Source organism: Photobacterium sp. 53610 (assembly GCF_036409375.1).
In the GTDB taxonomy this organism is placed as follows: domain Bacteria; phylum Pseudomonadota; class Gammaproteobacteria; order Enterobacterales; family Vibrionaceae; genus Photobacterium.
This window is the reverse complement of the sequence record NZ_JAXOFS010000002.1, coordinates 121772-145028: the sequence shown is the minus strand read 5'-3', so window position 1 is coordinate 145028 and position 23257 is coordinate 121772. Positions and strand designations below refer to the sequence as shown.

Sequence of the window (23257 nt, the reverse complement as noted above, 5' to 3'; positions counted from 1 at the left end):
CATACCATGACATTTCAAGGAACGCCTGTTTTTCAGCCCGGTAATATTGCGGAGATTCTTCATGCGACCGCCCGGGACACTGTACTTTGCACGATCAATCGCCAGGGAGTTGCGACGCTGACACTCAACCGGCCCGAAAAATATAATGCCTTTGACGATCACTTCATTGCGGCTCTGCGTCACTATCTGAAGCAACTGGCCCGCCACCCGGATGTCCGCGTCCTGTTACTAAACGCTACCGGCAAACATTTCTCGGCCGGGGCTGATCTGAACTGGATGAAATCGATGGCAAGTAAAAGCCGTCACGAGAATCTGAATGACGCACAAGCGCTGGCTTTACTGATGCATGAACTCGATACCTTCCCTCATCCGACGATCGTTTGCGTTCAGGGCTCTGCATACGGCGGTGCATTGGGGCTGATTTGCTGTAGTGACATCGCGCTGGGAACAGAAAATACGCGTTTCTGTTTAAGCGAAGTCAAATTGGGCCTGATTCCCGCAACGATCGGACCTTATGTCTGCCGCACCCTCGGGCAACGACAGGCCCGGCGTCTGATGCTGACAGCGGAAGCCTTTGATGCACAGCGCGCCCAGGAAATGGGCATCCTGCATGAAGTCTGTTCCGAAGCGCAACTTGAGGCACGGCTGCAACAGACGATCAATGCGCTGCTTGCGAACAGTCCTCAGGCCATGAATCAGGTCAAATTGCTGTGCCGTCACTGTGAAACCTCCCCAATCGATGATGAACTGATTCAGCTGACCAGTGAAATGATTGCTGACATCCGTGTCTCTGAACAGGGTCAGGAAGGTTTATCTGCATTTTTTGACAAGCGACGCCCGAACTGGATTCAAGAGAATCACTCTATGCAAGGAGAGCATGATGAGTAAACCCGGTGATCTGCTACAGCCACTCCAGGAACAACCTGCCATAACAGGCGCACTTGGGTCTTCTGCATCTGCCGACACACATACCGCCATTCGCCGCCTGCTCATCGCGAACCGCGGCGAAATTGCCTGCCGCGTCATTCAGACTGCAAAAAGCATGGGCATCACCACGATTGCCGTCTACTCTGAAGCTGACCGACATGCCCGGCACGTCCGTATGGCAGACGAGGCGCTCTGTATCGGGCCTGCCCCGGCTCTGGATTCCTATCTGGCCATCGACAAACTGATTGATGCCGCCAAAAACAGTCAGGCTGATGCAATTCATCCCGGCTATGGCTTCCTCTCTGAGAACGTCGCATTCGCAAGAGCTTGCCAGCACAACCAAATTATTTTTATCGGCCCGGGCCCTTCGGCGATGGCCGCAATGAGCTCGAAATCCGATGCGAAAACCATCATGTCTAAAGCCGGTGTGCCGCTTTTACCCGGCTATCACGGTGACGAAGATAACCTTGAGAATCTGACAAAGACAGCCGCTCAGATTGGCTACCCAGTGATTCTGAAACCGGCTTTAGGCGGTGGTGGTAAAGGGATGAAAATCGTCCACCGGGAAAGTGAACTGACGGAAGCCGTTCAGTCTGCCCGGCGGGAAGCGAAATCCGCATTTGGGGACCAGACCCTGTTGCTTGAAAAATACCTGACTCAGCCACGTCACATTGAAGTTCAGATTTTTGCCGATCAGCATGGCAACTGCGTTTATCTGTCAGATCGTGATTGTTCTGTTCAGCGACGTCACCAGAAAATCATTGAAGAAGCCCCGGCTCCCGACCTCAGTGATCGCCTGAGAAAAGAGATGGGTGAAGCTGCTGTACAGGCAGCGCTGGCCATTCAGTATGTCGGCGCTGGGACTGTTGAATTTCTCTATGACAGTCAGAGTCAGGCATATTACTTCATGGAAATGAACACCCGGCTTCAGGTTGAACATCCGGTCACCGAGCTGATTACCGGCCAGGATTTAGTCCAGTGGCAAATTCGGGTTGCCGAAGGGCATCGCCTTCCCCTCGCACAGCATGAAATTCAGCATCACGGCCATGCGGTTGAAGCCAGGCTTTATGCAGAGGATACCGAGCAGGACTTTTTACCCGCATCTGGCTTAATACAGTACCTGAGGGAACCGGTTACAGAGCATGCAGCGGCCCTCCCGGGACATCAGGTTCGGGCGCGCGTCGACAGCGGCATTGCTGAAGGTGACACCGTCACGACACATTATGACCCCATGCTGGCGAAAGTCATTGCCTGGGCAGAAAACAGACAAAGTGCTATTCAGCAGTTGAAAACACTTTTATCTGATTATCAGCTCGGCGGTCTTGCCACCAACCTGAAATATCTGCAGCGCATTCTCAGTCACGAGGCTTTTGTTCAGGGTTCGCTGAGTACCCATTTTATTGAACATCATCAGGACGCCTTATCGGCAGACTCGGCTGCTCAGTTGGAAATAAAATCAATCACCGGTGAGCCCGTCCACCTCCCGGTCAATCAGCTGCTGTGTGCCGTCACCCTGTGTTTTCAGCAAGCTGCTCAGCGCGAACTGACAGGCTGGCGACTCAACCAGCGCAGTCTGCACAACATCACGCTTTGCGATCCACAGAATGACAGCTGTATCTTCGTATTTGAAAGCGTTTCAGAAGGCCGGATCTGGCTGAAACAATGGATGTCCGGATCAGACACCCTGCAATTGGCACCTGTGTATATCACTTTGCTAGAGCTGGATTCGCAAGTATCTGTCATTGACTGCAAAGTTGAAATCCATGGTGCCCGTCATCAGATCCGCCTGGTCCGGCTGGCCGATTCAGATGTGCTGCTGGCATTCACCCATGGTGAGCAACAGCAGTATCAGTTGCGTCCCAATCCCAACTTCAGCCACCATCGTTCAGACCAAAACGACAGCCCTGTCGCGCCGCTCAACGGCATTGTGTCTGAAGTTTTATGTCAGCCCGGTGATACGGTCGAAAAAGATCAGGGGCTGGTGGTCATTGAAGCCATGAAAATGGAATACACCGTCCGTGCGCCACATGATGGCCAGATTATCTCCGTGCTGGTCAGCAATGGCGATCAGGTTCAGCATGGGCAGGAACTGGTACAACTCAGCGCCGCCGGTGAAGAACCGGGCCATACGGAGTGAAATCAGCATGAGCAAAGATACGTTGATGCCGTTAGCCACATTGCATGCGCAGGTTCCCAAAGAGGTCAAAATTGTTGAAGTCGGACCGAGAGACGGCTTGCAGAATGAGCTCAGTGTCAGTACGGCCGATAAAGTCGCTTTGATCAATCAGCTTTCAGCGACCGGACTTCGCCATATTGAAACGGGCTCCTTTGTTTCACCCAAATGGGTGCCGCAAATGGCCGATTCTGCAGAAGTCTTTCAACAAATCAACCGCGTTTCGGGAATTACCTACGCGGCCCTAACGCCAAATATGAAAGGCCTTGCGCTGGCAATTGAGGCGGGCGCCGATGAGATCGCTGTTTTTGCTTCCGCATCAGAAGGGTTCAGCCAGCATAATATCAACTGCAGCATTGCAGAGAGCCTGAAACGCTTTGAACCCGTGATTCACCACGCGAGAGAATACGGGATTGCGGTGCGTGGCTACCTGTCCTGCGTGACAGACTGCCCTTATGACGGCCCGACGCTTCCGGCACAAACGGCCCGTATTGCCCAAACGCTCTTCAACATGGGGTGCTATGAAATCTCGCTGGGAGACACCATTGGCAAGGCCACTCCCCTTCGGTTTGCAGCCATGCTTGAAGCCTGTATGGAGGACATGCCTGTACAGACTCTGGCCGTTCACTGCCACAATACCTGGGGGCAGGCACTTGCCAATATCTACCAGTCACTGTTAATGGGGGTTTCAACGATTGACGCCAGTGTTGCCGGTTTGGGCGGATGTCCTTACGCACCCGGTGCAAGCGGAAATGTCGCAACCGAAGATGTGGTGTATCTCTGCGAACAGTCAGGCATCAGCACCGGGATTGATCTCATGAAGCTGGCTGAAGCGGGAGCAGCGATTTGCCGGCGTTTAGGCAAGCAACCCAATTCAAATGCAGCTCTGGCTTTACTGGCTGCCCGGTACAAATGACATCATGAAAAAACGAGGCCAGTGCCCTCACACTGACCTCGTTTTTTCCTCTTGAAGCGCTGGTGGTTCCGCTACTCGGAACGCAAGAACCGTTGCTCGGCTTCCAGCTCATTTACAACACGCCATACCTTCTGCTCACGTCGTTGCTTGATGTCTGATGGCATGCCCAGTCCGGCTCCCCTCAGCGAATCGTCCGGACCAACATATTCATCAATATGTTCATTAAACATGGCCCGGAATTCTTCCATCGTCGGCATGCAGTAATTTTCTTTTTCATAAGCTTCAAAAATGTGTTCAACTTTCAGTGAGATATCTCTTCTGATTCCATCAAAATCTGACATATCCATCCTACACCTCACCATCATTAACCTATGCAGGGGTGCATAGATTTTCTTTACGGGTAAAGTGTAGCCGAGATTTGTGACACAAAAATTTAGCCACAAGCGCAAAGTTTTCGACAAATTGTTCTCATAGCGGATAACTCTCAGTGCCGAAAGCCATTTCTTTCATTCCCGCATAATCACCCATGTAAACGATTTCAAAACTTGCTTCCAATTTTTAGATATGATTCAAACTTTTCAGTCAGAGGATTCCGGAACAAGCCTGCTTCAGTTTTATCTATACTAGATGCAGGGATATCAAATTGTTAGCACCCGATCCGAGGACTTTTATGAAGTGTCTGCGCCGAACCGGTATCATTTTTTTAACGACGGTCTGCTGGATCGGGACACCTGCAATTTGTACCGCTGACACAGCGACCACAGATCCCTGGCAATACCCGGAAGATGATGACGACAAACTTTTACCTGCCTGGTTAGACACAACACAGACATCCGTCTCTGATACCATTACCGACATGAGTTCAGGTATCGATGAGTTTCTCAGCTTCAATGAGGAAGAGGAACCCATGGTCAACGAAAGCTATCTGCGAATCAGACTAAAACCCTATTACACGCATCGGGGCTACTTTGAGTTCGACTCCAGTATCGCGCTCAGAATGGATCTTCCCCATGCGGAAAAAGACTGGAAACTGATTTTTGAAACCGATCCTGAAGATTACGAGAGCCTGGAAAATAAAGAACGGGGCATCGCGGATACAACCGGTACAGAAAATCGCGGCGCTATCGCAGGGGTGCGTCTCGAAAGCCGCAAGTTTGGTGAATGGTACGCCGACTTTGATATTGGTCTGAAACTTCGTCTGCCCTTAGATCCCTTTACCCGGGCCCAGTTCAGGCGTGTTGATAAATTAGGCGCCGGCTGGACAAGTCTGGTCCGGCAGGAATTCTTTTACTATCACAGCAAAGGGCCCGGTAGCCTGACTTCAGCTGATTTTTATAATGCTCTTGAACCAACCGAACTGACAATTCTCAGAGTCGGCACCAGTGCACAGTTTCTGGATGACGATGACAACTGGCAGTTCGTCAATCTGGCCGAAATCTATGACCGGATCAGCAACCGAAATTTACTCACCTACTCAATCGGCATGAGTGCGAACAGCAGGCCAAACCTGTCGACTGAAAACGCCTGGATTTCGTTCAGTTGGCAACGCAGATTACATAAACATTGGCTCTATATGAAACTGACGCCGTCTGTGAATTTTCAGAAAGAATATGACTACAAAGTTAACCCAGGTTTTCTGGCCGAGATAGAACTGTATTTCACAAAAAACAGACGGTTTAACCGGCTCTACCGCAGTATTCCCAAACCGTGAATATATGTCTTTCAGCAGCACCTGACTATGACGTTAAAACACGCTCAAAGAACAGCACACCTGCCGGAGCATCAATTGCGACTTCATCAAAACCATGTTTTTGAAGCAGTCTGACTGACTGGAAATTCTCCGTTTCCACCCCGGCTACTAAAGCAGAAACAATCTGTGCTTCCTGACACCATGCAATCAGTCCAGCCAGACACTCACTGGCATAACCCTGCCCCCAATACCCTTCACCCAGCAGATAACCCACATGTGCTTTTTGTAAACCCGCATCATCATACTGAGAGAGAAATATAAAGCCGATGATTTCTTGTGTCACTGTCACCTGAATCACAAGAACATGGCTTTCTTTCATCATTTTCCGCGCCCACACTCGGGCCGAATGCTCACATTGAACCGATTGAAACTCAGGTGGAAGCGAATGTGTTACTTTCGGGGTCAGTAAATTCAAAGCTGCGTGCGCCAACAGCTCTTCCAATGTTGTCCGATTCTGATTCAGAAGCTTCGAAATATGGCTCACCCGCAACCGCGCGGTATGAAATTCACAGCCTTCAAAGTAATCAGCAACTGACATCAAATTCATTCCTTTCATACCATGGACAAACTCTAAGCAAACGCAGCACCATGGTAACAATATTGCGAATACTTTGACCTATTCACGCGCATAATCAAGTTCCTTCTGTGAGCATTCTCAGTATCCGTTGATAAAGCAGCCTGTCAGACCATTTGGCTTTTCGCCTAACGCCCTATCGCAGGAGCCACTTTGCACTTACCCACAGATATGCAGCACAAAAACAAGCATTTAATGCAACATTGCTGATATGCACCTATTATATTGACCCCAAATGGAATTACTCATCCTACGCGTGGCTTGATTGCCAGGGGCGGTAGCGTGTTCGTGAATCCGTTAGACCGCTGAGTACTGATATACCTTGGTTGTCGTGATTTAAATCATATCCTTTAAAATCGTTTTGCGAGTCCTGCTCCTAAACGAGTGCTGAGTAACAGAACGGAAAAAGATGATGACAAAAGCAAAAGAAGCCCTGACTTTAAAAGGCGAAACATTTAACCCTTTCCCAGAACCATTCAAGTCTCGTCTTGGTCAGTCTGAATACAAGAGTTTAGGTGATCCTTTTGGACTGACTCAATTCGGTGTAGATTTAGAATTATTGGAACCAAATTCTCAATCGGCGCTTCGACACTGGCATACCAAATCAGATGAGTTCATTTATGTACTCGATGGTGAATTGTGTCTGGTTACCGATGATGGGGAGCAAGTTCTTACGTCTGGCATGTGTATCGGTTTCCCAGCTGGGATCGATAACGGTCATCACTTAATCAACCGAAGTAATGAGCAAGCAAAGTTTATCGTCGTGGGTAGTCGAGTCGCAGGAGACGAAGTACATTATCCAGATGATGACTTCAAATGGGTTGTTGAAAGCACAGGTAAGAAGGTGCCTTCCAAAAAAAATGGCACTCCCTATTCGTTTCGTAATAAATCGCTCAACAATGGCTTGAAAGCATAAATACAATTTTCATTGATGTGTGTTCCCCACGTTTATAGCAAGCAATTTCATTGAATCAATCAGATTATTGAAAGGATGTATTTTGAATATTAAAGCTAGTTTTCTTGTCGTATTATTTTTCTGTTTTACTGATTCGACTTATGCTAATGAATTAGACTTCTCACAATATGATGGACAAGAATATGACCTTGTAAAAAATGATTTACTCACCAAAGGTTGGACATATACACCGACACAAGAAGACGAAGTGTCAATGAATGAACAGTATCCGGAAATTTCATGCGGTTTGGGTTCAATGGCCATTTGCTCTGTGGGTTTTCGCAACAGCAATCATACGGTCGCTTTTGTCATCAAAAAGTCAGGTAATAAAATCATAATTGCAGGGCAATACTAATCCCGTTTATGGCGTTCAAAACGAGGCAGGCAATAAATTGAAAATATTGGCAATTTGGTCAATCCGTGGTTATCAAAAATGGATATCACCACATAAAGGCTTCCGGTGTGCTCATACAGCTTACTATGGCGGTAAAAGTTGTTCAGCAGCTATAGTTGAGTTCATCGAAACACTTCCGTGCAGAAAGTTACCTGTAGCGATTAAACAACGCTTTCAAGAATGTCAGAGGGCATCGAAAAAGCTGAATGGCGGTCGAAATCGTAAACGGCGCAATCCCAATAATTCGGAGGCTGATTGCTGTTTTTGGGTTAGTTGGGATATGTGTTGGCCCGATTAAATGTTGGCTCGAATGCAGACAGAATGAAATGGATTTGAGCCGCTTTGCAATTTATGCAAGCCCATTCAACCAATACGAAAAATTGATTCTGTTGATTATAGATTTTATTAGACTGGTGATGAGCGTCTTCCCTTTTTTTATTTTTCCGCCTTGGTTTTATTTACCTTCTTGGTTTATTTTCTCTACCTCCAAACAATTTAACCTCATATGCGATCACAAATTACAAAATTCAAAATTTCATATCGTTTTGTGGTTTCCGGAACTTTCCAGAACAAAAACCAATTAAAGGATTCGATAACGAGTGACCCGATATTTTCATTTGATTTTCAGGTGGATATATAAAGGAGAACATTCCAAGATTCCAATTAAAACATGGTAAAGACAATCAGTTTTTTGTTGATGTAAATTGCATCATATTTTTATATAAAAGTCATTTCAGCACCTATCATATAACGTACCTTTCTCTTTTTAACACGATATTAATTATTTTATATAACATTTAAAAACAGAGGAGATAAACGCCTGTGAATATTGTTGAACTTGAGATAAATGAAATTGAATCACTATGGAGAAATTTAAATGATTTACACTTTAAACATTCAACACACTTTAAGACACACTTTCAAAATTTAAAGTTTGAAGATCGAACAAATAAGATACTTTCCAACAAGCACGTCAAAATTTTCGGTATAAAGGATGGCAATGATATTGCGGGCTACACTATCGCAACTGTTAATTCTGAAGCTGGAGAAATCTATTCACTTTTTGTTGATATTAACTACCGTGGAAAGGGATTCGGACAGAAGCTAATGAAGCATTCTATCGAATGGTTAAAAGCAAAGCAATGTGAGAACATAAGAGTTTATGTAGCTGAAGGCAATGAACAAGCACTCCCTTTTTATGAAAGCATTGGTTTTAAACATCGATTTCACGTACTTCAACTCAGCTAGGCTGGTACATATCACAAGGCAAAGTCAGTATTTATGAGCGCTCTTAATTTTGGATTGATTTGAAAAGGAAAACAAATGAGTCATCCTCAAATAGATATCAGTTCTGTGTACCCTGTTCTTTCCCCAAAAGAACTGATATCAAATGTCGTCCCACTGTATAAAATACCCAATCCGATTTCATGTGAAATTTTGCATCAAGGAATCAATGATTCTTATATTGTCACAAGCGAGAGAAAAAAGCACCTTCTCCGCATATACCGAAAAAACTGGAGATCTTTGCTCGATATTGAGTTCGAAATTGAAGCATTAAATTATCTTCATGAGAAAGGTGCTCATGTTGCTTACCCAATTGAAAAAAATCAGGGCGGATACATCACGGAAATAAATACACCTGAAGGTTTAAGATATGCCATTATCACAACTTTTGCAGAGGGTGAAGAATTAAAATATAAAAATATAGATGATGCGGCTCAATATGGAAAATCCGTCGCTAAGATTCACCAATTATCAGATGATTTCATTTCAAACCATGCTCGCTATAAATTAGACCTCAAGCATCTGGTAGAAGAGCCTCTTAAACGCATTAAACTCTCCCTCTCACACCGAGTGGATGACTGGGTATTTTTGAATAACTACGCGTCTGTACTATCCAAGAAAATCAATGAATCTGATTCAGTTTTACTTGACTATGGTTTTTGTCATGGTGATTTCCATGGTTGGAATGCCCATAAGCACAGAGAAGAAATTACATTCTATGACTTTGACTGCTGTGGTTTTGGTCTGAGAGCTTATGATTTAGCTGTGTTTAAGTGGAGTGCAAGGTTAAGAAATAAAGAAAATGAATGGTGGGTCCCATTTTTGAATGCCTATAGAAGGGTAAGACCAATATCTGAATATGATTTAAGCTTTGTGGATATATTTATTTCTATCCGTCACATTTGGCTGATTGGGTTACATATTGAAACAGCAAGTGATCAAGACTGGCTGGATGATTCTTACTTTGACAGAGAGATACAATTTTTAAAACAAAATGCTGGTCTTTGAAAATTTCATCATCTGGCAGAAAACGCTGACTCATAGAACGCGATGTTATTCGTCAAACAAATTGAAAGGATTCAGGTCATGTTGGTTACTCAAATAAGGTTGGAGCATGTAGAGAGTTTCCATGAATGCTTAGATACTGTCGCCAAAGAAAATCGTTTCCTGGCACAAACAGAAGCATTGCCTCTGGAAATTATAACTTCATTTGTCAAAGATAGTATTGAGAATGATGCCATCCAGTATGTTGCACTAGTCAACAATCAAGTCGTCGGTTGGGCAGATATTTTTCCACACTGGGCATCAACATTAGCCCATAGAGGAAATTTGGGGATGGGCGTTCATCCAGCTTACCGTGGCCAAGGCATTGGTGAACAACTACTCAGAACCTGTTTAAAGAAAGCCAGATCCAAAGGCATCTCCCGGATAGAATTAGAAACTCGCGCAGATAACTTCCCATCCATCAACCTGTATAAAAAATTAGGTTTTGTTACTGAAGTGACCAAGAAAAATGCCATGAAATTTAATGAGACGTTTTTTGATTCAATACAAATGTCACTCATCTTCGAGTAGTACTGACTCAAATAGACCCGAATATCAACAGCCGCCCTGCCCCGAGAAAGAAGACATCGAAGTATCATACACAGGGCCAGGGCTGCACACCAAAATCCCGTATACCTAAAGCAGCGCGAGTAAAGGCCCGGTTCCTGTTTCATATATCAGTTTGACGGTCATCAGTAAGGTCACCGTAATGAAGACCGGCCGAACCACTTTGTCACCATTGCGAATCACAATTTTACTGCCTAACACAGACCCCAGGATCTGGCCCAGCCCCATCAGCAGTCCTATTTTGTAGTTCACACTGCTGATCATGATGAAAAAGAACAGTGAAACAAGATTCCCCATCAAGTTCAGCGGCTTGGTTGCTATACTAGCCTGCTTCGCGGTATATCCGAGGAGTATCGCAAAAGCGATCATCCAGATAGCGCCGGTTCCCGGACCAAAAAAGCCATTATAAAAACCGATGAGCAGACCCATGGAGATCATAAACCATTGTACAGATATCTTCGGCTCGGCGGCTTCATTGCTTTTAAACCGCTTAGACACCACAGAATAGATGGTGATGACCACCATGAGCACAGGCAGCAAGATTCTTAATGCGTCTGCCGGGAAAAGACTGACCGCATAAGAGCCCGCAAGTGCGCCCACCGCTGTCGCAATCATGCCGGACAACAAACCATTCAGATTCATTTGCTGATGCCACAAATACGTCAGAAATGCCGTCAGTTCCCCAATAACGGCTTGCAGCCGATTTGTACCCAGGGCAGTTAACGGCGGAACACCGGCCAGCAGCAGACTCGGAACCGTAATTAACCCGCCTCCGCCGGCAATGGCATCTACGACCCCGGCGAGAAAGGCCGCGGCGAACAATATCAGCAGAACACTATCCGACGGTACAAAAGTGACAGACTCCAGCATATATTTTCCTTTGATTTCATTGAGGTTGAGATATCAGCGCTGACCGGAGCGAATAATGAGCCGGTGCATCACCCGTAATTCCCCGAAATAATCATTCACAGCATGATGCTGGAGTCCCCGGTTATCCCAGATCACAATGGTGTCGTTTTCCCATTGAACACGCGCTGTAAATTCATCCCGCGTCAGGTGCCGGAAAAGGTAATTCAGAATCGGGGCGCTTTCTTCTGTGGACATTGATGAAAAACGACTCGTGTGCTCGTCATTGACATAAATGGCCGGAATGCCGGTTTCTTCATGGCGTTTTGCTGCAAAATGAGAGGCGGAGAAATATGTGTTTGCCATGGCAATTTCGGTGAAATTCACCAGGTGAGACGCCTTCTTACCGGCATCCTGAAATTTATTCGAAATATATTCTGCCTTTTCGGCTAACAGAAATTTTTGCATCCCTTCAGACAGCGCAGAAAAAGCCTTCTGAGCATCAGAAAACACGGTATCTCCGCCAACTAAGGGCGTCTGTTTTGCTGCAAGCAAAGTGAAATCCGGTGGCGAATCCAGGTACGTCGAATCAATGTGCCAGACACCACTGAAAACATTTTGCTGCGTCGGTTCTTTGCGAATTTCAACGATTTCAGGGTAATCCTCAATCCCGCTGGAAAATGGATAGCGCTGCACCTCACCCATTGCTTTTGCTATCTGGATGAGTTGCTTTGGTGACGTATCCTGCTTCCTAAAAATCAGAAGTTTATGGCGGATCAGGGCCTGATAAAGTTCATGGAAGTGATTTGAGACTAAATTTGCCAGAGACTGATGGGTAAATTCCAGACCAAAACTCGGTGCCAGGGGCTTCGCTTCACTTGCCAGAGAAGCCAAAGATAAGCCGTGACTGTTCATCGTGATATTCTCTCTGCTTAATATGCCTTGGGTTCATAAACGCGCCTAGTTGTACCAAGGTTGCACATTAAGTTAAATTAACGATTACTTATTCACACATTTAGATAGAACTTAATGATTAATTCTCAGGACATCGAATTCTTTCAGGTTGTTGCCGGTAGTCCGTCATTGGCGGCAGCTGCGAGGAAACTGAATGTCACGCCACCGAGTGTTTCACAGCGATTGCAAGCTCTGGAACGAAAACTGAACGTAACCCTTGTCGACCGTAACCTGAGATCCACCAGGCTTACATCTGAAGGTCAGCGGCTGGCCCGGGAAGGACACAGTATTCTGCTGGCACTGGAAGCCCTGCAGAATGATCTGCTCAGTAATCAATCCATGATCGAAGGTAAACTGAATGTGCTGGCACCGCTGGGGTTCGGTTCTGCCTATATCGCACCGCTGATCGCTGCGTTTCAGCAGCATTATCCGAATCTGGTGATCGAACTGACGTTGTCCGATAACCCAAGCTGGTCTCATACCCTCGAACCGGATGTCATGATCTATATCGGTCAGCTCCGGGACTCCTCACTGAAATGCATTCATCTGGCGAACAATCGTCGTTTCTTACTGGCCTCGCCAGCGTATCTGGCTTCAGCGCCGCCGCTCAACACACCGGAAGATCTGCACAAACACGCCTGTATTGCACTGAAAGAAAACAATGAAGATGTCACGATGTGGAAGTTCAATCCGCAATCCCGCCAGTCCATCAGCATTCGGATTGAGCCTAAGCTGGCCAGTAATGTAGGTCAGGTCGTCAAACAATGGGCACTGGCAGGTCATGGCGTGATTCAGCGTTCTGAGTGGGATGTCAGAAAAGAAATCGATGCGGACAGACTGATTCCCCTGCTCACCGATTATGCGCTTTCTCCGGCTAATATTGTGGCGCTGGTTTCAGCAGAAAAAAGTAAACGCTCCAGAAAACTCAGTCTGTTTCTGGACTATCTGAAGGAAAATCTGCCCCGCCAATGGTAAATCAGTGTAAAGACCGGAATTACATGCAAGGCAGACATCCACACCAGAATCACCTACAATCCTATGATTTTAAGGTGATTTCTGTCTAAAAACTCAGAATATACAGCATTCTTTTTACACCAAACATCAAATACAAAAAAGAACGATTATCAGTTTTATTCGTGACAATAAACTGCAAATTGAATAGCATTGTGCGACTTATTTCATCCTTAGGACGTAGAAACAATGAAATCATTTGGCCTTCTGTCACGCATTGTTCTGCTGGCTGCCGGTTTGCTGACTGCACAAGCCGTATTTGCTGACAACAATTCACCGAAAACGATCAAACATGCTTTGGGCGAAATCACGCTGAGCAAAGTACCACAACGGGTTGTTGTTCTGGGTCAGGGGAGCCTGGATACGCTGGATCGCCTGGGTGTCGAACCAGTCGGTGTCGTGAAATCTATGATGCCTGCGTACCTGAACAAATATCAGGATGAAAAATATGCAGGCGTAGGATCAGTTGTGGAGCCGGATTTCGAAGCCATTTTTATGGCCAAGCCTGATCTGATTATTGCTGAAGCACGCATGAAACCTCTGATGGATCAGCTTCAGGAAATCGCTCCGACCATCATGTACTCCGTTGAATACGGTCAGTACTGGCAGGATGCGCAACAAAACTGGCGCATGCTGGGTGAAATTTTCAACAAACAAGCAGAAGCCGAAAAACTCATCGCAGACGTTCAGACAAAACTGAATGCCACCAAACATCGGGTAAAAGACAGCAAGATGAATGCGCTGATGCTGATGAACAACGGCAACAAGCTCGCCATGTTCAATGAAGGCAGCCGTTTTTCGATGGTCTTCGATGATTTTGGCTTCTCCCCTGCCCGAAGCGAGAAAGTTTCAGCTGGCGGCCCGCACGGCAACCTGATTTCATTTGAATACATTGCTGATGCCAAGCCAGATGCCATGCTGGTTCTGGACCGGGAACAAGCCATTGGCCGTGATTCCGGCAAAGCAAAAGCGCGTTTCGACAACTCGCTGGTGAAATCAACGCCAGCTTTTCAGAATAACCATATTGTCTATCTGAACCCGAACGCCTGGTACATCACCATGGCTGGCGCAACAGCGACCGAGTTAATGATCGACGATATAAACGCCCTGTTCTAATCCATGTTGTGAGGCCTGCCTTCCGGCAGGTCTCGGTTTACTATGAATTCATCAAACATTTATTTTTCCCGGATTTTCATATCCGGCACGTTGCTGCTGTTCCTCAGCGCTGCCTCTTTGTCCGTCGGTGTTGCAGATCTTCAGCTCAGCAGCCTCTGGCAAGGCGATATCGAAGCCACCTCTATCCTGATCACCAGCCGTATCCCACGTTTGCTGGCTATTTGTCTGGCCGGCGCCGGATTAAGTATTGCCGGGCTGATCATGCAGCAGATCTGCCAGAACCGATTTGCAGCCCCGGATACCACAGGAACCATCGATTGTGCCCTGCTTGGTTATGTGGCCAGCATGGTGTTTTTTTCCGGTCTGAGCAAATGGGTCGATCTAGCCGTCATTTTTGCGTTTGCAGTCGGTGGCACCCTGCTGTTCGTCAAATTCCTGCAGCGGCTGACGTTCAAAAATACCGTGCTTGTCCCTCTGATCGGGATGATGTTCGGGAATGTCGTCTCCGCTTTTACTCAGTTCATTGCCTACAAATATGATCTGGTTCAGACCATGGAAACCTGGACCATCGCCAACTTCTCTTCGGTACTTCAGGGGCAGTATGAGCTGTTATATCTTGCGATTCCGGCTTCTGTGCTTGCCTATCATTTTGCCAGTCAGTTCAGTGCAGCCAGCGTTGGCGAAAGTTTCGCGAAAAATATCGGGCTGAACTATCAGAACATTGTGCTGATTGGCGTCATCATTGTGGCCGTGATTTCCGCGTCGGTCGTGATGATCGTGGGTGTGATTTATTTTGTCGGCCTGATTATCCCGAATCTGGTGTCTTTGTTCCTCGGCGACAACATGAAGCGAAACCTGCCCTGGACAGCCTTCTGGGGCGTCGTGGTCGTTCTGGCCTGTGACATTCTCGGCCGCCTGATCATCTTCCCTTATGAAATTCCAATCTCCATGATCGTTTCCGTGCTTGGCGGTGCAGCGTTCATCTATCTGGTACTGAAGGACAAAACCAATGCGTGATTCCATGAAAGTCATCTGGATGGCAGCTTTGTCTGTGCTCATCATTGGCTATTTCATCGGGCAGGGACTGACACCGGATAACTACAGCTTTTTCCTGTCCCGCCGCATCCCGAAAGTCTTAGCGATTTGTCTGGCAGCCATTGCCATTTCAGCATCTTCGATGGTGTTCCAGACCATCACCAATAACCGGATTCTGACACCGTCCATTCTGGGGTTTGATTTTCTCTACATCATGCTGCAAACCATTATTGTCGTGTTGTTTGGCAGCGCCAGCATTCTGATTATCAATCAGAAAATCAATTTCTTTGTTTGCGTGTTCCTGATGACAGGTTTGTCTGTCCTGCTGTTCAGTCTGTATTTCCGTCGCCGCAATACCAATGTCTTTACGCTGCTGTTGCTGGGAATTGTGCTAGGCAGTCTGTTCTCCAACATCTCAAACTTCTTTGCCATGCTCATCGACCCGCATGAGTTCACCGTGGTTCAGAATGCGATGTTTGCCAGTTTTAACAATGTGAACAGTGAACTGGTTTACTGGTGTGCTCCGATGCTCACAATTTGCCTGTTGTATCTGTTGCACCTGTCTCCGCAGCTAGATGTGATGTGGCTGGGAGAAGACAACGCAAAAAGTCTGGGGATCGATACCCGCAAGCTGACCCTGCAAGTCATGCTGGTCGTCTCCGTGATGATTTCAATCTCGACTGCGCTGGTCGGCCCCGTTCTTTTCTTTGGCCTGATTGTCGTCAGCCTGACCCGGGAGATCTTCCGGACTTACCATCACAGATATCTGATTCTGATTTCCAGCCTGATGGCAGTATTGCTGCTGATCAGCGGTCAGTATTTCGTTGAAAAAGTACTGAAATTTGAAACCACTGTCAGCGTCCTGATTAACTTTGTGGGTGGCAGTTATTTTCTGTATCTGCTGACCCGAAATAAAATCTGAAGCTTATGATCGAACTAACCGGATTAACCAAACATTATGGCAATACCACCGTGGTGAAAGATGCTTCGGCGCTTTTTCCCAAAGGTGAAGTGACTTCTATTATCGGCCCGAACGGCGCGGGAAAAAGCACCCTGCTCTCCATGGCCAGCCGACTGACCCACAGTGATGCCGGTGAAGTGGTGATTGCCGGCACGCCTCTATCCCAGTGGGACAGCAAAGCCCTGTCGAAACGACTGGCTGTACTGCGGCAGTCAAATAATATCAATATGCGGTTTAAAGTCCGCGAGCTGGTTGCGTTTGGTCGTTATCCGCATTCTCAGGGACGACTGACGGCTGAAGATAACCGCATCATTGATGAAGCGCTGGATCACCTGGGCATCCGGGAGATTCAGGACCGTTTTATTGATGAGCTCAGTGGCGGCCAGCGACAAATGGCTTTCATCGCCATGGTTGTGGCGCAGGATACTGACTACATCTTTCTGGATGAACCACTGAACAATCTGGATATCCGCCATTCCGTCGACATCATGATGACGCTTCGCCGACTCGCAAGAGACATGCAAAAAGCCGTCGTCGTCGTGATCCATGACATCAATTTCAGCTCCTGTTATTCAGATAACATTATCGCGATGAAACGCGGCGAAGTGGTCGCCAGCGGGAAAGTCCATGAAGTGATTGAAAAGAACATCATGGAAGCTATGTATGAAATCCCGTTTGATATCAAGGAGATCGACGGACAGCGGATTTGTCTGTATTACGGCGGTTAACAAAGCTGGGTAAGGCTTATCCTGAATCAATCGGATAAGCCTTATTTAAACGGAATAATCACTCCGACACTGTAGAGTGACGGTGTCATATCATCCAGACCAACCAGCGTGCTGGCCTCGGCGTAAGCAACCCACTTGTCGTTAAATGCACCGGAAACACCGGCGTGAAAACGACCGTAAAACTGATCTTCAGACTGTGTGATCACCGGAAGATTGCTGCTGGAATAACTGGATTTGAACTGGCTGACAATACGGTCGGAATGGAACTGATAATCGTAATGCAGGTAGCTTTTCAAATAAGGCTGAAAAATACCGATGCTGGTCCGGAAAGGCTTTGAAATGGTGGCGCCGGTGATAAAAGTGGTACCTTCAAGTTTACTGACGTCATCAACACGGGAAATCACGTAGTTCGAATTCCCTTTGGACAATCTTTCGTTATATCTGTCCTGATCTGAAAGCGTATATTGCACTGAACTTTCAAAGGCAATTTTGGCATAGGGATAATCCACCACATATCCGCCGCCGAGCGTAAACACCCAGACATCCGAATCTGCATCATCCATACTGCTCACCACCGGATCGGTATACATATTTACCTGACGGTTCATATCGGTATCGATCAGGGCATAGCTGGCCGTAAAATCAAGAAACCATGCATCTTTGAAATAGCTGAAGTAACCCGACGCGACTAAACCATCAATGTCACTGCCGGTCTCATTTTCATAGTCTGCTGATTTATAACTTGGCATCCCCAGAGCTAAACCAAACAGATAATTGTTGTTCAGCAGATAATCCCCGCCCATGGTGACAGAATATTCCTGGCTGGCCGATGATTGCTTCCGTCCGGAATGATACTGGCTAAACGTCAGTTGCGGTGTTGAACGTTCAACTCGCATGTAGGTGCCAAGCCCGCCGTTCGCATTGTCAAAATATGAAGCTGCAGAACCCGGTTCGTTCGAAGACGCATAAACCGCACGACCCCGGCTGTCCTGACGGACACTGCTGGTCCGGGCACTGACATCTCCCGGATATAACGCGACTGACGAAGAATAAATACTGGCTGCCGGATGAACCGATTCTTTCTGGCTGGGTTTGTCGACCCGGACATCGCTGGCAATAGTCATCAGAGAATCCATGACCTCATCTGACACTGAACTGACGAAACTGGATTTACTGCTGTCCGCCCATGAAGACTGCGGAACTGACACTGCAAGCAAGACTGCTGGTACCCAGACACCGTGACACCGATATGCGCTTCCCATATCGCCCCCTAAACCTACACGCTTATAATGTTATGTACGCCTTTATTAGACGCATCTAATACATCGTCACAAGTGCATCTAGTCTTGAGTATAGGGTGGGCGTTTTTTGAACAACGTCGCAAAAATAATACAAGTATTTTTTTGCGAACCAAAGTATGCCGCATTTGTATTTATCTGCTATGGGGACAAATCCAGATTGCCTGATGTGAGAAAGACTTAATGATCAGCACATCCTCGACATCGCAAAATTGTACAACACATTTATATCTTCAATTTTTTTCTTGGCCGGAGTTCTACATGAAAAAGCTGACCCCGATGTTCCTGGCAACCCTCATCATGACCGCCCCGGTACAGGCCGATGACTTGGATCAGGCGGCAAAAGACGTTTGTGGTTGTCTGGCTGAACCCTATGCAGCCCTGGAAAAAGCCTTACAGGCAATGAAAACGGAGAAAGGCAATGACCTGAGCCGTCTGATGAGTTCGAAGGGTGAACTGACACAGATGCTCAGTGCAACTGAAGCATGTATGGAAGCACTGCGAAAAAAATATCCCGGCATTAATGCAGATCAGTCGCTGCAAAAACAGGTGTTGGACAAAACCCGTCAGTTCTGTCCAAACCCGCTGGAAACTGTGGACTTAAGCGCACCGGCAAAATGAATCAGTCTGCATCATACCGTAAAAATACAGTCGCAAGCGGTGGCAGGTTCAGCACCAGCAGATGCGTCTGACGGGTTTCATCCCAGAATGTGCCGGTACGCGCCTGAACAGTTTGACCGCTGCCCCAGAACTCTGAATCATCCGTATTCAGCAGCACCTGATAGTGTCCGGCAGCCGGTACCGGGATACCGTAATTCTCACGCGGAACGGGCGTGAAATTACTGACCACCAGCACCTTCTCCCCATTTTTGGCATAACGTTCATGGGCAATCACACTCTGTTCTGCATTTGACTGAGTACACCAGGCAAATCCGGCCGGATCGCAATCCTGTTCATACAGCGCAGGCGTCTGACAATACAGCTGATTCAGCGCCTTCACCAGACGTTGCACCCCGGCATGGCGCTCATATTGCAGATAATGCCACTCCAGCACGCCGTCATGATTCCACTCAACACTCTGAGCAATTTCTGAACCCATAAAATTCAGTTTCTTCCCAGGCTGACCATACATGTAACCCAGATATGCTCTGAGGTTTGCTGTCTGCTGCCATTCATCACCCGGCATTTTATTCAGCAGGGCCCCTTTTCCGTAAACGACTTCGTCATGCGAGAGCGACAGCACATAGTTTTCGCTGAACGCATACACCAGCGGAAAGGTCAGTGTGTCGTGATGATAACGGCGATGAATCGGATCCTCACGCATATAAGTCAGGCTGTCGTGCATCCAGCCCATGTTCCATTTGAAGCCAAAACCCAGCCCGCCTTCATACGTCGGACGGGAAACGCCGGGAAACGTCGTCGATTCTTCCGCAATCGTCATTGCATTCGGATATCGGCTGTAGACTTCTTCATTCATCCAGCGCAGTAAACTGACTGCATCGTGATTGATGTTGCCGCCATCTTCGTTCGGAATCCACTGGCCCGGCTGACGGGAATAGTCCAGATAAAGCATCGATGCGACGGCATCGACCCGCAGTCCATCGATGTGAAAATGCTCAAACCAGGAAAGTGCATTGGCAACCAGAAAGCGACGAACATGCTCACGCCCGTAGTCATAAATATAACTCTGCCAGTCCTGATGCCAGCCCCGGCGCGGATCCGGATCATGAAACAGCGCCGTGCCGTCAAAAAACGCCAGACCATGATCATCCGCCGGAAAATGCGCCGGCACCCAGTCCAGAATCACACCTAACCCTGCCTGATGGCACTGATCAATGAAAAATTTAAAGTCGTCCGGTGAGCCGTAGCGGCTGGTCGGAGCAAATAAGCCAACGGGCTGATAACCCCAGGAGCCGTAAAACGGATGCTCCGAAACCGGCATCAATTCCACATGGGTATAGCCCATCTCAGTCAGATAAGGGATCAGTTCAGCCGCCAGCTCGCGGTAGCTCAGGTGCTCACCATTTTCGTGACGTCGCCACGAACCGGCATGCAGTTCATAAAACGAAAGCGGTTGCTCATGCTTTGGGGTAACCGGACGTCGCTGCCAGTCCTCATCCTGCCACTGGTAAGCACTGTGGTCATAGACCAGAGATGCAAAAGACGGATACTGCTCGGCCTGATACCCCCAGGGATCCGCTTTATGCGGCAGCTGATGACCAGACGAATCGCGCAGCTCGAACTTATACCGCACTCCTGCTGACAGTGCTTCGACAAAACACCCCCAATAACCCTGTTCCAGAGAGGTCAGCGGATGACGTCGGCTGTCCCACTGATTAAAGTCACCCACCACGCTGACTGCACTTGCATTCGGCGCATACACCAGAAAACGTACGCCAGTCACCACACCTTCAGAGCAGTCAATTTCCATGAGCTGTGCCCCCATGTGGTGATACTGGGTCGACGGATGACCCAGTTCAGCCATATCCGGCAGCCAGTGTTTGATTTCGACGGGTTCAGTCTTCACTGGCTACTCCGCTTTTTGTGATGCCCGGGCGCGAACTTCTGTCAGGCGTTTGGTCAGATCCACAATGTACTGACGGTTGAACAGATCTTCCAGATTCGCAGACAGTTTACGGCGCCAGTTCGGGTATTCATCTACGGTGCCCGGAATGTTCACGGGTTTATCCATCTCCAGCCAGTCTTCCAGCTGCAGACTCAGCAAGGCACTGGCACCCGCAGCCAGATGCAATTGCAGGCCTTCACTCAATGCACGATCCATCGGAACGTACAACGCATCCCGACCCACATTTTCCGGCAGGAAACCGTGCCAGTTCACGCTGTCGAGAATACGCTGCTTGCTCTCAGCACGACCGTCGAACAAGGTTTTCAGCTGTGCCTCATCCGGGTAGAGTCCCAGCTCGCGGCCCAGCTTCAGATCATCACAATGCCAGAAGCCACGCAGTGTCGGCATATCATGTGTACACAGGGCCGACATTGACTGTTCGGTATAATGTGCCGGTGAATAATAGCCGCCGTCTTCCGCAGTTTCGAAGAAGAACACCTTGTAGGAATGAATCCCTGCCGTTGCCAGCTTCTCTACAATCTCATCCGGTACTGTGCCCAGGTCTTCACCGATTACAGTACATTGGTGACGATGACTTTCCAGCGCCAGAATCGCCATCAGATCATCAACCGGGTAATACATGTAGGCACCCTGTTTAGCCGATTCGCCTTTCGGAATCCACCACAGACGCAGTAAGCCCAGAACATGGTCAATTCGCAGAGCGCCACAGTGACGCATATTGGCACGCAGCAGATCGATATAAGGCTGATACGCTGTATGACGCAACTGCTGCGGATTAAACGGCGGTAAGCCCCAGTTTTGTCCGAGCGGGCCCAGAATATCCGGCGGCGCACCAACACTCACGTCCTGACATAATGCCCCCTGATCCGCCCAGGTTTCCGCGCCAGAATCGCAAACGCCAACGGCCAGATCGCGATACAAACCCATTACCATGCCTTTTTCTTCAGCAAGCTGCTGTGCTTCGGCCAGTTGGGTATCCGCAAGCCATTGCAGGTACATATACAGCTGAACCTGCTCCGGATGCTGACTGATAAACTGTTTCACCGCTGCATTTTCAAAATGGCGGTATTGTTCAGGGAACACCGGCCAGCCCCAGATTTGATCATCTTTCTGTTTCAGCTCAGCATGTAAGGCATCAAAGGCAGCCTGATGCATCAGGCTCTCACCACCGGTTTCAACAAAATCAAGGAAAGCCCGGCCACGCGCTGTTTCTGCTTTCAGGTGACGTTGTTTGAACGTCGCGAACAGCATCGGCAACACCGCCATTTTCAGGCAGGCAACTTCACTGTAATTCACCCAGTTACTGTCACGCGCTGCAACTAAACGCTGCTGGAAAGTCTCACTGCCCACCAGCTGAAGCGCGTCATCACATTGTGCAAACTCCGGTACGGAGCACACATCGATATAGATGATATTCAGCCAGCGTCGGGAAGACGGACTGTAAGGACTTGCCCCTTCCGGGTTTGCCGGAAACAGAGAATGAATCGGGTTCAGACCGACAAAATCACCCCCCTGCGCAGCGATATCCGAAACCAGTTGCTTCAGATCGCCGAAATCGCCGATACCCCAGTTATGACCGGTACGCACGGAATACAACTGCACACTCGGGCCCCAGAGCTTGGTTCCTTTTTCCAGCGCTGGCTGCTTGTAACAGGCAACCGGCGTGACAATCAGTGTCATTTCATAAGGTGACTGACGGCGCTTGCGGAAAATTTCCAGCTTGTGATAACCCAAAGGGAGATCCGGCAGCGCAAACAGCATGTCTCCGCCCTCCTCCCTTTCGTCAGAAACCAGCTGTGACTGCAGCCAGCCTTCCATCACCTCGCCCTGTTCCGTTTCGAGTTTCCAGCTGAAATCGCTGACACGGGCACTGCGGCCGAGTGTCAGTTCCACCCGGACCGGTTCACCGCGACGAATCACCTTCACCGGCGCCAACACTTCTCTTGGCTGCAATCTGGCTGCTGACGCTTCCAGCGATTCATCGCTGCTGACATCGTAGCCCAGCGCTGCCAGCAAGCGTGTCAGCGTATCCGTACTGACTGCGGTCTCTTCTCCCCAGGCACTGATGTAACTGGCTGCCAGCCCAGCCTGTCTGGCAATGTCTTTCACAACCTTTTCTGTTCTCATTTTTCTTCTC

Annotated in this window: 23 protein-coding genes; 16 read left to right on the top strand and 7 right to left on the bottom strand. The window is 48.1% G+C overall.

Annotated elements, in window-relative coordinates; all coding sequences use genetic code 11:
• Window positions 1–6: 6 nt before the first annotated feature.
• From SPK40_RS07130 to SPK40_RS07120, 3 genes are read left to right on the top strand one after another with little or no spacing between them, the layout of a single operon-like run.
• Complete coding sequence (locus tag SPK40_RS07130) at window positions 7–888, top strand: enoyl-CoA hydratase/isomerase family protein (RefSeq protein WP_330959945.1); 882 nt, start codon at window positions 7–9, stop codon at window positions 886–888.
• The gene (locus tag SPK40_RS07125) at window positions 881–3064 is read left to right on the top strand and encodes an acetyl/propionyl/methylcrotonyl-CoA carboxylase subunit alpha (protein ID WP_330959944.1); all 2184 of its coding nucleotides are present in this window, start codon (window positions 881–883) and stop codon (window positions 3062–3064) included. Before SPK40_RS07130 ends, SPK40_RS07125 begins: the two co-directional genes overlap by 8 nt.
• A gap of 7 nt (window positions 3065–3071) precedes the next feature.
• Entirely contained in the window at window positions 3072–4016 is a 945-nt protein-coding gene (locus SPK40_RS07120; protein WP_330959943.1) for a hydroxymethylglutaryl-CoA lyase, read from the top strand.
• Window positions 4017–4087: 71 nt separating this feature from the next.
• Here the strand turns inward: SPK40_RS07120 and SPK40_RS07115 are convergent, their stop codons facing one another.
• The gene (locus SPK40_RS07115; RefSeq protein ID WP_248142460.1) at window positions 4088–4357 is read right to left on the bottom strand and encodes a hypothetical protein; all 270 of its coding nucleotides are present in this window, start codon (window positions 4355–4357) and stop codon (window positions 4088–4090) included.
• A gap of 329 nt (window positions 4358–4686) precedes the next feature.
• Between SPK40_RS07115 and SPK40_RS07110 the strand changes: the two genes are divergently transcribed.
• The gene (locus SPK40_RS07110; RefSeq protein ID WP_330959942.1) at window positions 4687–5727 is read left to right on the top strand and encodes a hypothetical protein; all 1041 of its coding nucleotides are present in this window, start codon (window positions 4687–4689) and stop codon (window positions 5725–5727) included.
• Window positions 5728–5752: 25 nt separating this feature from the next.
• Here the strand turns inward: SPK40_RS07110 and SPK40_RS07105 are convergent, their stop codons facing one another.
• On the bottom strand, window positions 5753–6304 hold the full coding sequence (locus SPK40_RS07105; protein ID WP_330959941.1) for a GNAT family N-acetyltransferase: 552 nt from the start codon (window positions 6302–6304) through the stop codon (window positions 5753–5755).
• A gap of 445 nt (window positions 6305–6749) precedes the next feature.
• Here SPK40_RS07105 and SPK40_RS07100 point away from each other — a divergent pair, with 445 nt between their 5' ends.
• From SPK40_RS07100 to SPK40_RS07080, 6 genes are all read left to right on the top strand, one after another.
• Complete coding sequence (locus SPK40_RS07100; protein ID WP_248142463.1) at window positions 6750–7256, top strand: cupin domain-containing protein; 507 nt, start codon at window positions 6750–6752, stop codon at window positions 7254–7256.
• An 82-nt stretch (window positions 7257–7338) separates the two neighbouring features.
• Window positions 7339–7650, top strand: coding sequence for a hypothetical protein (locus SPK40_RS07095; protein ID WP_330959940.1), 312 nt, complete (start codon window positions 7339–7341; stop codon window positions 7648–7650).
• Complete coding sequence (yidD, locus tag SPK40_RS22985) at window positions 7634–7987, top strand: membrane protein insertion efficiency factor YidD (RefSeq protein ID WP_371929428.1); 354 nt, start codon at window positions 7634–7636, stop codon at window positions 7985–7987. Before SPK40_RS07095 ends, yidD begins: the two co-directional genes overlap by 17 nt.
• Before the next feature lie 524 nt (window positions 7988–8511).
• A complete protein-coding gene (locus tag SPK40_RS07090; protein ID WP_330959939.1) occupies window positions 8512–8937 on the top strand; it encodes a GNAT family N-acetyltransferase in 426 nt (141 codons plus the stop codon).
• A 75-nt stretch (window positions 8938–9012) separates the two neighbouring features.
• Window positions 9013–9981, top strand: coding sequence for a phosphotransferase enzyme family protein (locus tag SPK40_RS07085; protein ID WP_330959938.1), 969 nt, complete (start codon window positions 9013–9015; stop codon window positions 9979–9981).
• Window positions 9982–10059: 78 nt separating this feature from the next.
• Complete coding sequence (locus SPK40_RS07080; RefSeq protein WP_330959937.1) at window positions 10060–10548, top strand: GNAT family N-acetyltransferase; 489 nt, start codon at window positions 10060–10062, stop codon at window positions 10546–10548.
• A 105-nt stretch (window positions 10549–10653) separates the two neighbouring features.
• On the opposite strand, the gene SPK40_RS07075 is transcribed toward SPK40_RS07080, so the two are convergent.
• On the bottom strand, window positions 10654–11454 hold the full coding sequence (locus SPK40_RS07075; protein ID WP_330959936.1) for a TSUP family transporter: 801 nt from the start codon (window positions 11452–11454) through the stop codon (window positions 10654–10656).
• Window positions 11455–11487: 33 nt separating this feature from the next.
• Window positions 11488–12345 carry a TauD/TfdA dioxygenase family protein gene (locus tag SPK40_RS07070; protein WP_330959935.1) on the bottom strand — a complete coding sequence of 286 codons (858 nt, stop codon included), beginning with the start codon at window positions 12343–12345 and terminating at the stop codon, window positions 11488–11490.
• Between the two features lie 114 nt (window positions 12346–12459).
• On the opposite strand from SPK40_RS07070, the gene SPK40_RS07065 reads away from it, so the two are divergent.
• The 5 genes from SPK40_RS07065 (at window position 12460) to SPK40_RS07045 (ending at window position 17235) form a co-directional block, all read left to right on the top strand.
• Window positions 12460–13359: a LysR family transcriptional regulator gene (locus tag SPK40_RS07065; RefSeq protein WP_248142471.1), complete on the top strand. Its 900-nt coding sequence runs from the start codon at window positions 12460–12462 to the stop codon at window positions 13357–13359.
• A gap of 225 nt (window positions 13360–13584) precedes the next feature.
• Window positions 13585–14511, top strand: coding sequence for a siderophore ABC transporter substrate-binding protein (locus SPK40_RS07060; RefSeq protein WP_330959934.1), 927 nt, complete (start codon window positions 13585–13587; stop codon window positions 14509–14511).
• 42 nt (window positions 14512–14553) lie between these two features.
• Window positions 14554–15528: an ABC transporter permease gene (locus SPK40_RS07055; RefSeq protein WP_330959933.1), complete on the top strand. Its 975-nt coding sequence runs from the start codon at window positions 14554–14556 to the stop codon at window positions 15526–15528.
• A complete protein-coding gene (locus SPK40_RS07050) occupies window positions 15521–16468 on the top strand; it encodes an iron chelate uptake ABC transporter family permease subunit (protein WP_330959932.1) in 948 nt (315 codons plus the stop codon). The genes SPK40_RS07055 and SPK40_RS07050 overlap by 8 nt, the downstream gene beginning before the upstream one ends.
• Before the next feature lie 5 nt (window positions 16469–16473).
• Window positions 16474–17235 carry an iron ABC transporter ATP-binding protein gene (locus SPK40_RS07045; RefSeq protein WP_330959931.1) on the top strand — a complete coding sequence of 254 codons (762 nt, stop codon included), beginning with the start codon at window positions 16474–16476 and terminating at the stop codon, window positions 17233–17235.
• Window positions 17236–17276: 41 nt separating this feature from the next.
• On the opposite strand, the gene SPK40_RS07040 is transcribed toward SPK40_RS07045, so the two are convergent.
• Window positions 17277–18359 carry an autotransporter outer membrane beta-barrel domain-containing protein gene (locus SPK40_RS07040; protein WP_248142476.1) on the bottom strand — a complete coding sequence of 361 codons (1083 nt, stop codon included), beginning with the start codon at window positions 18357–18359 and terminating at the stop codon, window positions 17277–17279.
• Window positions 18360–18794: 435 nt separating this feature from the next.
• On the opposite strand from SPK40_RS07040, the gene SPK40_RS07035 reads away from it, so the two are divergent.
• Entirely contained in the window at window positions 18795–19154 is a 360-nt protein-coding gene (locus SPK40_RS07035; RefSeq protein WP_248142477.1) for a hypothetical protein, read from the top strand.
• Window position 19155: 1 nt separating this feature from the next.
• Here the strand turns inward: SPK40_RS07035 and glgB are convergent, their stop codons facing one another.
• Both glgB and malQ read right to left on the bottom strand, forming a co-directional pair.
• Window positions 19156–21018, bottom strand: coding sequence for a 1,4-alpha-glucan branching protein GlgB (gene glgB, locus SPK40_RS07030; protein WP_330960357.1), 1863 nt, complete (start codon window positions 21016–21018; stop codon window positions 19156–19158).
• A gap of 45 nt (window positions 21019–21063) precedes the next feature.
• Complete coding sequence (gene malQ / locus SPK40_RS07025) at window positions 21064–23247, bottom strand: 4-alpha-glucanotransferase (protein WP_330959930.1); 2184 nt, start codon at window positions 23245–23247, stop codon at window positions 21064–21066.
• Window positions 23248–23257 lie beyond the last annotated feature (10 nt).